This is a genomic window from Chitinophaga pendula, assembly GCF_020386615.1.
GTDB lineage: Bacteria > Bacteroidota > Bacteroidia > Chitinophagales > Chitinophagaceae > Chitinophaga > Chitinophaga pendula.
Map to the genome: position 1 here is coordinate 1,130,349 of NZ_CP077769.1, position 14,800 is coordinate 1,145,148.

Consider the following 14,800-nt stretch of genomic DNA (forward strand, 5'->3'; position numbering starts at 1 on the left):
ATGAATAATATCAGAGATATATCGGTTATAATAGGAAGCCCGGAAAGCGAGCAATTGGAGTATAAAGCTGTACTGCCTCCAGCCAGAAGCCTTGCACAAATGATTGCAGCATTTGCAAATTCACAAGGAGGAACTATTATATTAGGCGTAAATGATGCCAGCGGTGAGGTAAAGATTACAGGGCTAAGCGAGGACTTTCATGCAAATGGGGTAACACATAAGGCTATCGACTTATTGAACCCTACGCCGGAAGTTAGGTATGAGTACATTACTAAAGAAGGGAAACGTTTGTATGTTATTCAGGTTGAAAAATCTCAATCGACAGTTGCTGTTGAAAATAAAATATACATTAGAAAAGGACTCCAGAATATTCTTTCCAACCCGGAAACAAAGAAAGTTGCTGCCAGCCAGCTTCTATTGATTAAAAAATTAACGGTTGACCTAAATAATTTTCGGGTCGGTACTACTGGAGCAAAATCAAAATTTATAGACCACTATGCCGGAGTGCTCAACATTATAGATGATCTGGGCAGTTTATTGTATCCCACTTCACCCTCAATACCAACAACAAACCAAGAAGGAAAGATTCTGATGAGGATATTATTGTCTTCGTGTGCTGACAATTTTGAAATTTACCTCACAGACCTTCTTTATGAGATATATTTAGCTAATCCATCTACATTAAAATCCAACCAACAGGTAACAATAAAGGAGGTCTTGGATTGTGCTGACATGCAAGAGTTTGTTCTGTATTGGGCAAAAAAGAAGCTTGGAAAGTTGCAAAGAGGTAGCGTAAAAGGATTTATATCTGACAATCCTCAGATTAAGGATTTAGGCGTCCTGGATGATCTAGAACAAGATAAGATTGAAAAGATACTCCAAATAAGACATTTGTATGCTCATCGAAATGGAATTGTCGATGAAAAATTCCTTCAATTCTATCCGGGACAATTTAAGATTAATGACGAGCATCAATTATCAACTGCTGAAATATTGGGGCATTTTACTTATTTAGTAGATATCGTTGACAAGTTAGATCAAGCGGCGATATTAAAATATCAATTAGCGACACTTTAGTATTAAATGCATGATAATCAATTATTTAATGTTGTCTAAAAACGTTAGTAAAGGTATCAAGTGTTCGACTGTAATCCCTTTCAGCCCGCCCTGTAATATAATAGCCTGCTAAAGTATTGAATTTTAGCAGGCTATTTATCGTCGGCTTGCCTGCCTTAATGCACGACATAATAGTTGCAAAACATCAACACCCCAATATTTTAGCGAAGAATGTATCCAAAAAATCACCGCCCAACTCGAGCGAACGGTGAATCGTCGCGATGGCTTCCTGCTCATCCGAAGGACCATACATATGTGCTTCTTCAAAACCCGTCATACCCATACAGCCCAGCCCGATCATGGGCACGACCAAACCCTGGCTGCCTAATGCAATTTTTTTTATTTCCATGAGCCAAAGGTCGGTCAGCAAAAGCGCAGGTATGTATGCAAACCCCTGAAGCTTGTAAGCAAATCAAGGAATGAGCTTGTAAATGTCTATGGCTTTACCTCAATTATCGTTATTCCTTCCATGCTATATACATCATGGTAGCTTATAATATCTTTTGCGCTATCAAAGCCAGATGATATCGTTTATTGTAAGAAACTATCCAAATAATCGAATAGCGTTTTTGTTTGCTGCATCAGGCTAACATGGCTTTGATTGGGAATAATGACTAGGTGTGACTTTGGCATTGGTTGCAAGTCAGCAGAAACGCCTCCTCCCAATAATTTATATGTTTTTGCCAATTCGACTTTGTCCATGCCATCATTGTCACCGGATATAATTAATACAGGTGCAGTGATTTTTGCAATATTTTCGTCTCCCAAATTGAAGGGTTCACCAGCAGCGGCCATCATCTGTTCCAGGAACTTGGTCCATTTTGTTTTATCTGGTGCTACAGCATCATAGGCGGATTGTAGCGGTGAATTTGTGAAAAACTCAGGCTTCATTTTTTTGAAAACACTGGTTACTTCGGTTATCCAGCCTTCTGTTTTGTAAACAGCAGAAATGATAACTAATTTTCTCAACCGCTTAGGACTTTGTATTGCAAACTGGTAGGCTACCTGACCGCCAAAACTGTATCCTGCTATGTCAGTACTGTCAATTTTTAAGTAATCCATTACCTTTTCCACATCACTGGCTAAAGTTGCCCGTGATAATTTTCTATCTGAAAAGGGAGTATGCCCGTGTCCTTGCAATTCTATAGCGATTACTTTCCTTGTCTTTGCCAATTCAGGTATTAATTGACTCCAATTCATCTCAATAGTGTAGTAAGCTCCATGTATTAAAATGATAGGCTTACCCTCTCCATATACTTCATAATAAACCTTGGTACCATTAGCTGGTGCGTACCCGCTGCTGTTAGGTTTGATTTGTTGAGCATTAGATAGGGATGCTGTAGTCATAATAATTACTATTAGGAGTAATTTATTAAGATGGCTTGAATTGAATATGTTTTTCATATAGTTGCTGAAGTGTTGGTTGATTTATTATTGACAATACAAATATCGGTGGCATTTTAGGATGCTACACGGTGCGAAAACGACAACTATGGGGGTGAATTTGGACAAACACAAATATACACCTACGTAAGCGATGTTTATGAGTGGCATCAGCAAGGAACAACTGACCGGCACCGTGGTTACTGCATCTAATCGAATGTTATTATCAACAGTAGAACGGCGGAGAAAACATAAGGGATACTACAGTTCCTTTAATACTGATTAGGAACGCTGCTTATTGTCAGACTAATTAAATGTCTGCCTGAATTCTAAAGGAGAAAGCTTAGTTTTATTTTTGAACAATTTGGTGAATGATGGCGGATGTTCAAAACCCAATTCGTAAGCAATCTCACTTACTGATAGATCCGTGGTAGAAAGTTTTTCTTTAGCTTTATCAATCAGTTTGTCATGGATAAACTGTTGTGTACTTTGACCTGTAAGGGTCTTAAGTAAACGGCTTAAATAGTTAGGGGAAGAATTGAGCTCCTTGGCTATAAATTGTACGGTAGGTAAGCCTTTTGAAACTGCAGCATCACTATTGAAATAATCATTTAATAGCTCTTCCAGACGATGGAGGAGCTTATGATGGATGGGCTGCCGCGTAATAAACTGCCGTTCGTAAAACCGTTCCGAATAATTGAGCAATGTTTCAATATGCGACACAATGATAGGCAGACTAAACTTATCAATGTTGGCATGATATTCCTGCCTGATGTTAGCTATGATGCCGTTAATCGTCTCCTCTTCTTTTTTTGAAAGGAATAAGGCTTCATTAACAGAATAGTCAAAGAAATCATACTGTTTGATCTTATTCGCAAGTGATTTTTGCCAAAAAAAATCAGGATGAACGAGCAACATCCAGCCCGAACGTTGGGTCATTGAATCGGGTTCGGGCTCAATCCTGAATACCTGATTGGGCGAAATGAAGAACATAATACCTTCGTCAAAATCGTATGCTTGTTGGCCGTATTTAACCTTGGCATTCATGCCTCTTTTCAGGGAAATTTGATAGAAATCGAACACCCAATTGAAGTCACCAATATCAACCGGACGTTGAATATCTGCAAAATCAACTACACTTATAAGCGGATGCTCAGGGGCCGATAAGCCTCTGGACCGGTGGAACTCTGTAATGCTCTTAATTCTCTTTGTCTGGCGCCGTTCCATAAATATTAATTTGATCGCTAGCAGTAGCGATCTATGTAAGGTAACAAATTGATTCCAACCAATAGATATTGTTTATAGTAGCTATACTGTATTTATTTGAGCCGCAAATACCTTAAAAGGCGATAGGCATTTGCGGCAATTTTACTTATTCCTCTTGATACACTTTGGCAAACTCTTTCACAAAATCATTTAATTTTACTTTACCTAGTACAGGTCTGTGCTGGTAATAATCTTCATAAAAGATACCGCTGCGCTGACTTGCTTGAAATGCAACAAATCCTTTTGCCACTTGTTCATTGAAACCAATGTTCAACCAATTATTTAATAATTCTTCGTCCGAAATTACATCCCATTTTAAATCCGGTTTGCCGATGGCATCGCCTAAAGCCTTGGCAATTTCATTTGGCGATATTTCATCACTGGCTACGTAACGAACTGTTCTGCCTGCAAAAGGAAGCGCCATCTCTTCGGTAATTACATCTGCAATATCTAATGGAGAAACCCAGGGTTCCTTATTGTCACCGCCGTAGTTGGAAATGATAGCACCCTTGTTTTTTATGGAATTCACAAACGAGAACATATTGAAGTAAATAGCAACAGGGCGAATAAACTTGATGGCAATATCGTCGGCCAGCTGTCTTAAAATGGACTCTACGTTGTAGTGAAAAACGAGAATGCCTGTACCTTTGTTAGTATGAGCACCAATGCTACTCAAATGCACTACTTTTTTTACACCCGATTGCTCGATAGCCGTTTTATAGTTGTGACCTATCTGGCTGATTGTGCCGATAAAATCAACACCTTTATCAAACATATCTCCGGCTGCCTCCATAGTTTCCATCAGGTAAACAATGTCCGCTCCTTTGAATGTTGAAGCTAGGAAATCAACATCAAACATGCTGCCGGTTGCGGCTTTTGCTCCCAAAGACTCAATAGCTGATTGTCTTTCTGGATTACTGCTGATAACGGTTACTGTATGTCCTCTTTGAACCAATTCTCTCGTAAGAGGTTTTCCGATATTCCCGATGGATCCTGTCAAAACTATATTCATTATTTGTATTTTTTGTTAATACAAAATTCAGGATTGTACTTCCACCGGACTTAGTCAAATCTAGCTTTATCTTAGCTAAAAGCGTACTTATGAAGAATCGATTAAAACATGCTAATCAAGACGACGTACGTAAACTTTGTTTGATTTTTTCCCTATGTTGCTTTCCCCAGACACTTAATTCCCCTATCACACTTTTCAAAGTCCGGCTATATGCAGTTGCTTCGTAGACAATGCTTACCGGTGTGGTCGGGTATACGTTACGAGTAATAAAACCATTTAACTCAAGATCTTTCAATTCTTTAGCTAATATCCTGGAGGATATACCGCTAATATCCTGTTCGATCTCATTAAAACGCTTTGAAGACTGCATCAGGCAAAGGAGCAACACTAGCTTCCATTTTCCGTTTAGTACATATAGTGCATCGAGCGCGTTTCTAAGGGATTCTGCGCATACGGTACTGCTTGGAAGGGCTTCATTTATAATCATATCCATAGACATAAAAGTAAGCACATTACCCCAATGTAACTGCTTCCCTTTAGGTAAGTACCATCTTTTGACCACCCCGTAGCTATACTTTTGCTTTGATAATTTGAAGGAGATATTCCTTCATTAATACAAAGGAAAATAGAATGAACGCAGCATTTGCAGCTGGTGATTTTGTTAAACAAATAATTTTATGAAACGTATTCTCCATTTAATGTCAAGCCTGCAAGGTAAAGAATCATATAGCTTTAAGCTAGGCAACGCCATTGTAGAAAAAATACAAGAAAAATACCCGGGAAGTGTCCTGGAAGAATTGAATCTGGTCGATACTGAAATTCCACATCTTACACCTGCTGTTCTACGTACCTTCTTTATCCCCGGAGATCAGCGTACGGAGCAGGAAAAAGCAGCTATTCGCTTTTCTGATGAAGTGGTCAACCAGCTACTGGCGGTAGATACCATTGTCATCGGTGCCCCCCTTTACAATTTCACCATCCATTCATCACTAAAGGCTTGGATTGATCATATAACCAGGGCTGGGATAACTTTCGGATATGGCGCAAACGGGCCCATCGGGAAAGTAACTGGGAAAAAGGTGTACGTAGCGATGTCTTCAGGTGGTGTTTTTTCAGAAGGCCCTAATAAGGCCAATGACTTTGTCGCACCCTATTTGAAGGCATTCTTCGGTTTCTTGGGTATGACGGATCTGACTGTATTCCGTGCGGAAGGATTAAAGGTTCCGGGTGTGATGGAACATGCTATGGAAAAAGCAATAGAAAGTATAAAGATCGATTAAAATGATCGAAGGCTAATGAAGCGAGTAAAGAGACCATATACTTTATCACAGTATCTCAAAGCAAATGGTACGAAGGAAAACCGGATGAAAGTAATAACTTTATAGGCAGTCAACCTTCAGGTGTTCTAAAGTGCGATTGATAAAGTAATGAAAAATATAATTAAAGTACCTACTCAGTTAGCGAAAAATACCACATCACCCAATAGTTTATCTCTTGATGGCTATTCCGTAATTGAGCAATGCTTCCATCATGCAGAGGAAAAAGGTACGTTGTTCCTGGAAGAACACGTACTTTTTTTAATTTTGGAAGGATCACTTACGCTTACTTACGGGACCGAATCCTTTGCTTTGACAAAACATGAGATGATACTCTTAAAGAAAGCAACAGTTGCGCAGTTTGAAATAAAAGGTAACCCTGATAAAAGCCATATCTATGATAGCCTGGTATTTGGCATAACCAATGAAATGCTCAAAGCTTTTCTGGTATCTGTTGAAATGGAAATTCCCAGGAGAACGAAGGACGTAATAAAAATAGAAGTCTGCCCGATGCCCGAATGCCTTATAACTTTTGCGCAGTCTGTAAAACACTACTTTTCAGGTATTTATACTGTTCATCAAGGGCAGCTTCGGCTGAAAATAATGGAGATGTTGTACAATCTCGCTGTAGACAGCCATAATATGTTTATGTGCATGCTGGAATTCCAGGAGCCCATCCCCACAGACATACGGCATATCATGGAAGAACATTATACTTCTCCTGCGTCACTTAACGAGCTGGCATACCTTTCCGGCAGGAGTCTGTCAAGTTTCAAAAGAGATGTCCAGGAGATTTACAATACAACCCCAGCCAAGTGGATCAGGGAAAAACGTTTGAATAAAGCAAAAGAACTATTGGAAACAACCCAACTTTCAGTATCAGATATTTGCTTTTCCCTGGGATTCGAAAATATATCGCATTTTTCACGTGTCTTCAAAGTCTTCCATGGTAAGCCACCTTCTTCCTATAGATATCATTGATATAGCCAGGTGGAGGCACATTTTACTAATTGGACGTTATAGAACAAAATTGTGAACCGTTTGGAAAACAGACTGGCTCCGCTGTTATCTACCTTTGTATCGTAGAGATAAAATATATCTGATTTCTAAATGATTCACAATGACATTCAACAGAAATAACAATTCAGTCCAAGATTACGAGTCGATAATTACTACGATGAACACTTATATAGAAGGCCTGCGAAATGGAAATACAGCATTGCTTCAGTCAGTCTTTCATAAGGATGCAATCATGTATGGCTACTGGGGACAACAGTTAATTGAAGGCGCCATTGAAAACCTTTATATTTCGGTCAGCAAGGCAGGAACGGCCCCTCAAATAAGATCTCATCTCACGGTTTTACATAAGACAGCAACAACGGCTATCGTTCGAAACGAAGTGGAAGCAAATGCGACTATGGATAGTTTCACGGAATACCATTCATTGATCAAAATAGCCGGTGAATGGAAGATCGTTACCAAATTATTTCACAAGTACGACAAATAGCCATCCAACGATGATAGTAGCAGCGCAAGCCCGGGATGGTATATTCCCCCTCCGGGCTTGATGCTATAGCAATGTCTTCAGGATCTCAATACTTCTAATCAATTCATTATCATTAGAAGAGGCGAAACCCAATCTGATCGCATGACTTTTATAATTGGGATAATTATGTGCATTTCCGTCAGAGATGAGTAAACCTTTTTGATAGGCTTTCTTTGATAAGCTTTCGAGATCAATAGATGGGTCAAACATCGTCCAGATAGACATACCACCTTCGGGGATCGTGAACTGTGTCGAATCTCGCAGCTCCTCGCGCAATAGCTTGCAAAAGAGATCCCTCCTTTGTTCGTATATGGGTAAAGTTCGCCTTAAATATCGCTGTATGGTGCCGTCATTGATAATGTCGGCAATAGCATTATCTAAAATATGATCTCCCTGCCTGTCATGCAATACGCGAACTTTGGCAAGGTGCTCGATCACATTCTCGGCAGCAACCAGGTATCCTATACGGAAAGCAGGAGAGAAGCCTTTACTGAAAGAGCCACAATAAATCACCATACCATTTTCATCGGCACTGGCAAGCGGAAATAATGGCCGGTGTTTATAATGAAAATCAAAATCATAATCATCTTCCAGGATGATAAATCCATATTCGTTGGCAAGCCGGAGTAACTCCAGCCTTCTATCTATGCGTAATGGTACCGTCGTTGGATAATGATGATGTGGCGTGATATAAACCATTCTCACGGACTGCCTCTTACAGATATTTTTTAGTTCATCTACTACCAGGCCATGTTCATCTGCTGCTATCCCAATATGTTTTGCACCGGCGTGAATAATGTTATGTTCCGCTCTTTTCCATCCGGGAATGGCAGACACCACCACATCTCCGGGAGCGATCAACGCATCACATACCAGGTTAATGGCCATTAGAGTCCCCCTTACTGACAAGACGTTAGCAGCTGTGGTTGTAAGACCCCGTGTTACATGCAGGTGTTCAGATATAGATTGTCTATAATAAGCAGAACCAGAAGGATCGCCATAGCTGCCAAACTTCTGATATAAACCACCCCTGTTAAGTTGGTTTCGGTAAGCGCGATGAAGCTCCTTCAAAGGGGCCAGCCTGGGATCCGGATATCCATCGTCTAGATGCAGTTCCGGGATAGGTATGTCCGGTATGCTGCGAAGGTATTTTATCGGTCGTATCACAAATCCAGCCTTCTTATGGAGATGGGCTGGTTGTAATGCAGCTGGTTGTGCCGATTCGTGAGTGCTAATGTGAGTAGATACAAAGGTGCCTTTGCCTACCGCGCTGGCTAACCAGCCTTGGAGCTGCAATTCCTCCAGTGCTTTAACAGCAGTAATCCTGTTGATATGTAAAATGTTTGCGATGTCTCTGCTACCTGGTAATTTTTGTCCAGCACCTAATTTCCCACTTTTGATCAGCGCCAGAATGCCATCTGCCACTTGCAGGTAAATCGCCCTTTCTGTATGGTGATTTATGGTAATGCCTGCAAATAACATAAATGAAATTGGACTATTCATTTTATTGATATTGGACTATAAAGGTAATCCAATATAGCCTTACGTTTGTATTGTCAATACAAAAAAATGGCGACGTATGTACATACCACATCACTTTCAATTTGACGACAACAGCGAAATGGTCGCATTTATGAAACAATACAGTTTTGCCACTGTAGTAAGTACTAAAGATGGCATTCCTATAGCGACTCACCTGCCATTTTCGGTTAACGAATATGGAGATAAGCTACTATTGGTCTCTCATTTTGCTGCAGCAAACGAACAGGCAAAATGTATAGAAGACACTACTATATTGGTCATCTTTAGCGAACCTCATGCCTATATTTCTCCCTCTCTTTATGATAAAGAAGAGAGCGTACCTACCTGGAACTACATGGCAGTACATGCTTATGGAAAGGCTAGGATAATAAGCGATGAAAGTATGGTGGAAAGCATACTCCGGCATATGATCACAGCTTATGAGCCGGACTATCTTTCACAATGGGAGAGTCTCTCAGACAGATATAAAAAAGGAATGATGAAAGCGATCGTCGCTTTTGAAATCGAAGTAACGGACTTGCAGGGTAGTAAGAAACTTAGCCAGAATAAAAGTCTGGTAGAACGCCAGCGAATCGCTATACACCTGGAAAAAAGCGGTGATGGGGTAGAAGCCCTTATTGCAGGTTATATGAAAGAGATATCAAAATAATGCCTCTTTAGGAATAGGAAGGCCACTGACCAAATAGGTCTATTCTGCTAGCAAAGTATTTCCTGAGGGAAGAAAGCAGTGCCGTACCTGCAAAGGTAATAGTAGCCTCGTGAGAAATATATATGCACCAGCTATAGTCTTCCGGACAATAAAAAGTTTCATAACTGGCCAGGTTGATCTCACCAGGTGCAATCTCCGTATAAGCGCCTTCTTCAGTCACTTCAAGCAGATACATATTATCGCTGACGGCCATCGTCCTGATAAAGTTATGGTCATCCTCTGTCAGATAAGCAGCAGCGATGAACAATATTTCGGAGGGACATTTAGGCTCTATAGGGTCCCAATAATTGCCATCATAATTCCAGTAATTATGGAGCTGCGAGGCAACAATTGCTTGCTCGTTCATATGCAGTCGTCTGCGATGAGGCAGTGGGTCGATCAACCCTAGTTCGCCGAGGGTAACATCAGAGATATATTTTACAAATTTTTCACGTTCCTGCAAGATAGCTGCCTTCTCTATTTGATTGTTTTTACCGGTGGTTAAAGCTGACTGAGCAGTAAGCCCAATCTCTATTAATTGTTGCCGGCAGGCAGCCAGGTCGGTATCCTGGATACCAACTAATTTTTCTACCTCTGCCAGGATAGCATCCAACACGTTATAACGGGGAAACAGATCGTAGTCTCCGTCTGAATAAGAGTAAACTGGGTAATTTGAGCCAGTACGTTCTTTGGCATAACGGTTGGCCCAATAATTAAAATTGTCTTTGCAATAGCGGCGGGCGGCAGTAATGAGGGCTTCTATAGTCGTCATCTTACAAATTTAGTAATTTGAGAGATTATCATTTATTATGTCTGTTCTTCTTTCCACATATTTCTCTCCGGGAGTGTTAATGCAAATGCATGCCAATGTACTGTTCACCTACGATGCCCGCGCCCGTATGCGTAGCGTAAATGAACCCTGGCCTGGCGACCGGGATGCAGCCCCGCAATTTTTTCTGGACCGTGCTATAGATGCTAAAGTAGTATGCCGGCTGCGTAATGACATCGGAGATATTGTCGCAGGACAACTCTGGCATATGCTGATATGGAAGCATTATCCGTCCAAATAACGTCGGAACCGCTGTACCGGAAGCAATATTTGAGTCTGCTGGAAGCCAAGGATTGCCGAATGGGTATCGCCTTCGCTATACCGGATGGATTAGCTGTTCCGGAGGGCCTGGTATTGCTTACACCAGATAATTTTGATAGCTATATACCAGGGATCTTTGCCTGCTAAAGACTGAACTAATCTATGTGCAAGTGATCCGGAAATAGGCAGATTCATTTTTGATAGTAACTCAATAGCTGCTGTAATAGTGGTATCAATTGCCCAACCGGTTCGTTGATTGTCAGTTTCGCTGCTACAAAATCATCGGGTCTTATCAGCAAGGCATCTGAAGAGGTAGTTTGCGTGATTGTCTGCCATTTCTCTAGCACAAAAGAAGATTCCCAATAGATCACATGAATGCATATACCCATTTGTTCTCGTACAAGATCACATGCGGACTGCCAATAATCAATTTGATCATTTACCACTAGTATGAACCGGCCTTTTACCCAATCGAGCGTAGATCGGGATTGTGCTTCATCCACCCATAAATGAGGCATTCGTGTACCAGGCTCTCCCGAAAGGGGGGCAATTGTTTTGCTGCCAGCACCGACTATTGCAGATGACTGATAATGGTAATCGGGTATCCCAAAGAGTTTAACTGCATTGTCCATTAATGGAACCTCATTTATCAATCCGTTTTTGTCTGCCATTTCTCCGGATAGATTAGCATAGAATGCACCTACGGGCTGGCGTTCCACATTATATGTATCTAGTAAGGGCCTGCCTGCCTGTTGTCTTAAAACCGCTGCCAGTTTCCAGGCAAGATTATGAACATCCTGAATACCTGTATTGGCACCTTTTCCTGCATATGGCGTCATGGTATGGGCGGCATCGCCGGCAATAAAGATATTATTTACCCGCAGGTAAGAAGCAATCTTAACTGTTAATTGCCAGGGTAATACACTAATAATGGAAATCTCAAGGTCCTTGATCCCAATTACTCTCCTGAGGAGCGCGACTAATTTATCTGTGGGGTAGTCTGCGGGAGATTCTCCGCTTTCCGGATGAAATCGCAAATGGAATGTCCACCTGTTCTGATTATTAATGGCGAGTAAAAACCCTGTAATCTCAGGCGTTTCTATCAGAAACTGGCTGAATTCTTTTCCTTTCACTAGTGGGCCAAGATCTGCGTCGAAATATATATTTAATAGGTCTGTCCATGAACCTGCACCGGTAGTAGGAATTGCTAATTTCCTGCGTACAGCGCTATTCGCGCCATCAGCAGCGATCATATAGTCTGCGCGTATCGTATATATGTCATCATTTGCCCTGTTTTTTATGGAAGCCGTTACCTTGGTCTCATCCTGTTCAAAATGTATCATTTCATGATAGAAGCGCAGATCCATGCCTTTACCCTCGGCTATCTGACGTATGATAGCCTCACTAATGTCTTGTGTACATCTGCACACCGTTTCCGGCGACTTATCGGCTAACGCTTTCATGACCGCCAGTTGACTGGGAAAATTGCTCTTCCCGATAACCTCGGATCGCGTCGTAGCAAGTGTACTTGCCAGGTCGTTACCCCTTAATATACCCCAAGCCGGCGCAAGTGCTTTTCCTCCTTCACGTAATACCTCGTGTAATTCCAACCCTCTGAATAGTTCCATCGTCCGTATATCTATCGTCCTGGCCCGCGGATGAATAGAAGTACCTTTGTGCTTTTCGATCAAAATAAATGCTATACCTTGCTGCGCCAAAAAGAGCGCTGCTGAAAGCCCGGTGATGCCTCCTCCAACAATCAGGACCTGGGTACGCTGAATGCCAATATTTTGTTTCATTTTTTTAATTTTATACAAAATTCGGCCAGAATGCCACCTGCGTTTGTGCACAAAACGGATTAAAATGTACCATCATTAACAAATGGACGGAAAAAGTCAACATAATGATTTTGAGCAGATATTTCAGAAAGTGCAACTTTTTGAATGTCTGGTGGTAGAAGGGGAGATTGGGGGCAAAACGGGAATATTACAACTCTATAGAGGACAGGATTTTATCATTACAGACGCCCGGATGACTACAGTAAGAGATACACCCGCCTGGCAGCATTACAATAGTCCGGGATGGGTAGAATTCAACTTTATTGTGAAAGGGAGCATTTTACAAACGCAAAGAGGATTGTATGAAAGCCGTATCATTGCACAAGGCAGCCACAGCGTGTTGTTCAATCCGGATTCACTGGAAGAAAATCAGCTAGTGGAAAATGGTGAATACAGGTTCATCAGCATATATATGCCCGTAAGTAAAGCCATCGAACTATTTGAGGAGTATCTGCCTGAATTTTCATACGTGGCTCGGCAACTGGCGGCCGGAAAGGCGCTTTTTCATCAATCGCCGGACAATCGTTTCTCTGAACGTATTGCCCGTATTCTCAATCACCTTTGGGAACAGCCTAAACAACAACAATTAAAGAAACTATATTTTGAAAGCCTCGTTAACGAATTGTTTTGCCTGCAATGGGAGTCGATGTTACACAAACCAAAGGAGAGTGTAGGTATAAAATTGAGAGAGGGCGATATCGAAAAATTACACTATGCAGCAGAAATTTTATCCCAATTTTACCAACAGCCACCTACACTTGCTCAATTGGCAAAGAAAGCCCAGCTGAATGAGTATAAGCTTAAGGCCGGCTTTAAGCAATTTTTTGGTGTTTCTGTATTAAACTATATACAACATTTACGAATGGAAAAGGCGCACCAGCTGATTAAAGAGACAGAAAAAACGATGTCAGAAATTGCCTATGAGCTGGGATATACACACTCCCAGCACTTTCAGCGGGCTTTTAAGAAGAAATTTGGAATTCCTCCAAACAGCTTGAGGAAATAGAATGCAAGTCCTAAAAAGTGGAAATAAGGGTCAACGGTACTCCCCAGAAAGCTATATATCTTCCAGTATCTAATTAAAGGATTGACGGAATTCTACAGGAGATAGATGAGTCTTGGCTTTAAACAGTTTACTGAATGATTGTGGATGTTCAAACCCCAATTCGTAAGCGATCTCGCTGATGGACAGTACGGTGGAAGACAATTTTTCTTTGGCTTTCTCAATAAGTTTTTCGTGAATGAGCTGTTGGGTGTTTTGTCCTGTTAGAGACCGTAACACATCACTTAGATAACGTGATGAAAGATTGATCTGAGCCGCCAGATATTCTACAGTAGGAAGTCCGCCGGCCAAAGATTTTTGACCGGAGAAATAGTCATCCAATAAATGTTCTACTTTGGCTAAAATATCATTGTTAACAGCTTTCCGCGTAATAAATTGACGTTTGTAAAATCGGTTACTATAATTGAGCAACACTTCAATATAAGATACCAGCACATCCTGGCTGATCTCATCAATAGATGTATTGAGTTCATCCCGTATATTTTCAAACAGTCCCATCATCACGTTTTTCTCTTTTTCAGAAAGATGTAAGGCCTCATTTGTATCGTAAGAGAAGAAACCGTATTTCTTTATTGTGTTCCCCAGTGGGTAATTCCGGATAAAGTCAGGGTGGAACAGAAGCGTATAGCCATAATATTCTGCCCCGTTTTCTGCAGATAATAGCTGATTGGGGGCGGTGAACATCATTCCTCCTTCATTGAAATCATAATAGCCCTGTCCATAGCCCATTTTCCCGGTTGTCGAGTATTTGTACGAGATCTTATAGAAATTCAGGAAGAACGGGCGATCTAATGTGGCAATATCCGTTGGTATTTGTGAATTATCACCCAGGCTGATCAGAGGATGCACCGGTTTGGGAAACCGGAGGATGTCGTGCAATTCCGAAATAGATGAAATTCGTAGCGGAGCTTTCTTTTCCATGATATAAAAATACGAAAAT

Annotated in this window: 16 protein-coding genes; 7 read left to right on the forward strand and 9 right to left on the reverse strand. The window is 41.1% G+C overall.

The window, feature by feature from the left end:
- Complete coding sequence (locus KTO58_RS04530; RefSeq protein ID WP_095840536.1) at positions 1-1,077, forward strand: AlbA family DNA-binding domain-containing protein; 1,077 nt, start codon at positions 1-3, stop codon at positions 1,075-1,077.
- Between the two features lie 184 nt (positions 1,078-1,261).
- Here the strand turns inward: KTO58_RS04530 and KTO58_RS04535 are convergent, their stop codons facing one another.
- The 5 genes from KTO58_RS04535 to KTO58_RS04555 form a co-directional block, all read right to left on the reverse strand.
- Positions 1,262-1,486: a hypothetical protein gene (locus KTO58_RS04535; protein WP_198315023.1), complete on the reverse strand. Its 225-nt coding sequence runs from the start codon at positions 1,484-1,486 to the stop codon at positions 1,262-1,264.
- Positions 1,487-1,647: 161 nt separating this feature from the next.
- Positions 1,648-2,463, reverse strand: coding sequence for an alpha/beta fold hydrolase (locus KTO58_RS04540; RefSeq protein ID WP_225860055.1), 816 nt, complete (start codon positions 2,461-2,463; stop codon positions 1,648-1,650).
- Positions 2,464-2,805: 342 nt separating this feature from the next.
- Positions 2,806-3,726: a helix-turn-helix domain-containing protein gene (locus tag KTO58_RS04545; RefSeq protein ID WP_095840534.1), complete on the reverse strand. Its 921-nt coding sequence runs from the start codon at positions 3,724-3,726 to the stop codon at positions 2,806-2,808.
- A 145-nt stretch (positions 3,727-3,871) separates the two neighbouring features.
- On the reverse strand, positions 3,872-4,777 hold the full coding sequence (locus KTO58_RS04550; RefSeq protein WP_095840533.1) for an SDR family oxidoreductase: 906 nt from the start codon (positions 4,775-4,777) through the stop codon (positions 3,872-3,874).
- A 115-nt stretch (positions 4,778-4,892) separates the two neighbouring features.
- Positions 4,893-5,270, reverse strand: a complete 378-nt coding sequence (locus tag KTO58_RS04555) for a winged helix-turn-helix transcriptional regulator (RefSeq protein WP_225860056.1) — start codon at positions 5,268-5,270, stop codon at positions 4,893-4,895.
- 184 nt (positions 5,271-5,454) lie between these two features.
- On the opposite strand from KTO58_RS04555, the gene KTO58_RS04560 reads away from it, so the two are divergent.
- The 3 genes from KTO58_RS04560 (at position 5,455) to KTO58_RS04570 (ending at position 7,600) form a co-directional block, all read left to right on the forward strand.
- Positions 5,455-6,057 (forward strand): FMN-dependent NADH-azoreductase, encoded by a 603-nt coding sequence (locus KTO58_RS04560; protein WP_095840532.1) that lies wholly within the window; start codon positions 5,455-5,457, stop codon positions 6,055-6,057.
- Positions 6,058-6,204: 147 nt separating this feature from the next.
- Positions 6,205-7,074: a helix-turn-helix domain-containing protein gene (locus KTO58_RS04565; protein WP_095840531.1), complete on the forward strand. Its 870-nt coding sequence runs from the start codon at positions 6,205-6,207 to the stop codon at positions 7,072-7,074.
- Between the two features lie 139 nt (positions 7,075-7,213).
- Positions 7,214-7,600 (forward strand): nuclear transport factor 2 family protein, encoded by a 387-nt coding sequence (locus tag KTO58_RS04570; protein WP_095840530.1) that lies wholly within the window; start codon positions 7,214-7,216, stop codon positions 7,598-7,600.
- A 63-nt stretch (positions 7,601-7,663) separates the two neighbouring features.
- On the opposite strand, the gene KTO58_RS04575 is transcribed toward KTO58_RS04570, so the two are convergent.
- Positions 7,664-9,142 carry an aminotransferase-like domain-containing protein gene (locus KTO58_RS04575; protein WP_095840529.1) on the reverse strand — a complete coding sequence of 493 codons (1,479 nt, stop codon included), beginning with the start codon at positions 9,140-9,142 and terminating at the stop codon, positions 7,664-7,666.
- 76 nt (positions 9,143-9,218) lie between these two features.
- Between KTO58_RS04575 and KTO58_RS04580 the strand changes: the two genes are divergently transcribed.
- Complete coding sequence (locus KTO58_RS04580) at positions 9,219-9,830, forward strand: FMN-binding negative transcriptional regulator (protein ID WP_095840528.1); 612 nt, start codon at positions 9,219-9,221, stop codon at positions 9,828-9,830.
- Between the two features lie 7 nt (positions 9,831-9,837).
- Here KTO58_RS04580 and KTO58_RS04585 read toward each other — a convergent pair whose 3' ends face one another.
- On the reverse strand, positions 9,838-10,641 hold the full coding sequence (locus KTO58_RS04585) for a hypothetical protein (RefSeq protein WP_095840527.1): 804 nt from the start codon (positions 10,639-10,641) through the stop codon (positions 9,838-9,840).
- A gap of 37 nt (positions 10,642-10,678) precedes the next feature.
- Between KTO58_RS04585 and KTO58_RS04590 the strand changes: the two genes are divergently transcribed.
- On the forward strand, positions 10,679-10,939 hold the full coding sequence (locus KTO58_RS04590) for a hypothetical protein (protein ID WP_157753187.1): 261 nt from the start codon (positions 10,679-10,681) through the stop codon (positions 10,937-10,939).
- A 211-nt stretch (positions 10,940-11,150) separates the two neighbouring features.
- On the opposite strand, the gene KTO58_RS04595 is transcribed toward KTO58_RS04590, so the two are convergent.
- A complete protein-coding gene (locus KTO58_RS04595) occupies positions 11,151-12,758 on the reverse strand; it encodes an FAD-dependent oxidoreductase (protein ID WP_095840525.1) in 1,608 nt (535 codons plus the stop codon).
- Positions 12,759-12,840: 82 nt separating this feature from the next.
- On the opposite strand from KTO58_RS04595, the gene KTO58_RS04600 reads away from it, so the two are divergent.
- Entirely contained in the window at positions 12,841-13,803 is a 963-nt protein-coding gene (locus KTO58_RS04600; protein WP_095840524.1) for a helix-turn-helix domain-containing protein, read from the forward strand.
- A gap of 69 nt (positions 13,804-13,872) precedes the next feature.
- Here KTO58_RS04600 and KTO58_RS04605 read toward each other — a convergent pair whose 3' ends face one another.
- The gene (locus KTO58_RS04605) at positions 13,873-14,781 is read right to left on the reverse strand and encodes a helix-turn-helix domain-containing protein (protein WP_095840523.1); all 909 of its coding nucleotides are present in this window, start codon (positions 14,779-14,781) and stop codon (positions 13,873-13,875) included.
- Positions 14,782-14,800 lie beyond the last annotated feature (19 nt).

What these genes read in the sequence shown, in the direction of transcription:
- KTO58_RS04530 (WP_095840536.1), top strand. Translation starts at nt 1, where the DNA reads ATGAATAATATCAGAGATATATCGGTTATAATAGGAAGCCCGGAAAGC.
- KTO58_RS04540 (WP_225860055.1), bottom strand. Translation starts at nt 2,463, where the DNA reads ATGACTACAGCATCCCTATCTAATGCTCAACAAATCAAACCTAACAGC.
- KTO58_RS04545 (WP_095840534.1), bottom strand. Translation starts at nt 3,726, where the DNA reads ATGGAACGGCGCCAGACAAAGAGAATTAAGAGCATTACAGAGTTCCAC.
- KTO58_RS04550 (WP_095840533.1), bottom strand. Translation starts at nt 4,777, where the DNA reads ATGAATATAGTTTTGACAGGATCCATCGGGAATATCGGAAAACCTCTT.
- KTO58_RS04555 (WP_225860056.1), bottom strand. Translation starts at nt 5,270, where the DNA reads ATGGATATGATTATAAATGAAGCCCTTCCAAGCAGTACCGTATGCGCA.
- KTO58_RS04560 (WP_095840532.1), top strand. Translation starts at nt 5,455, where the DNA reads ATGAAACGTATTCTCCATTTAATGTCAAGCCTGCAAGGTAAAGAATCA.
- KTO58_RS04565 (WP_095840531.1), top strand. Translation starts at nt 6,205, where the DNA reads ATGAAAAATATAATTAAAGTACCTACTCAGTTAGCGAAAAATACCACA.
- KTO58_RS04570 (WP_095840530.1), top strand. Translation starts at nt 7,214, where the DNA reads ATGACATTCAACAGAAATAACAATTCAGTCCAAGATTACGAGTCGATA.
- KTO58_RS04575 (WP_095840529.1), bottom strand. Translation starts at nt 9,142, where the DNA reads ATGAATAGTCCAATTTCATTTATGTTATTTGCAGGCATTACCATAAAT.
- KTO58_RS04580 (WP_095840528.1), top strand. Translation starts at nt 9,219, where the DNA reads ATGTACATACCACATCACTTTCAATTTGACGACAACAGCGAAATGGTC.
- KTO58_RS04585 (WP_095840527.1), bottom strand. Translation starts at nt 10,641, where the DNA reads ATGACGACTATAGAAGCCCTCATTACTGCCGCCCGCCGCTATTGCAAA.
- KTO58_RS04590 (WP_157753187.1), top strand. Translation starts at nt 10,679, where the DNA reads ATGTCTGTTCTTCTTTCCACATATTTCTCTCCGGGAGTGTTAATGCAA.
- KTO58_RS04595 (WP_095840525.1), bottom strand. Translation starts at nt 12,758, where the DNA reads ATGAAACAAAATATTGGCATTCAGCGTACCCAGGTCCTGATTGTTGGA.
- KTO58_RS04600 (WP_095840524.1), top strand. Translation starts at nt 12,841, where the DNA reads ATGGACGGAAAAAGTCAACATAATGATTTTGAGCAGATATTTCAGAAA.
- KTO58_RS04605 (WP_095840523.1), bottom strand. Translation starts at nt 14,781, where the DNA reads ATGGAAAAGAAAGCTCCGCTACGAATTTCATCTATTTCGGAATTGCAC.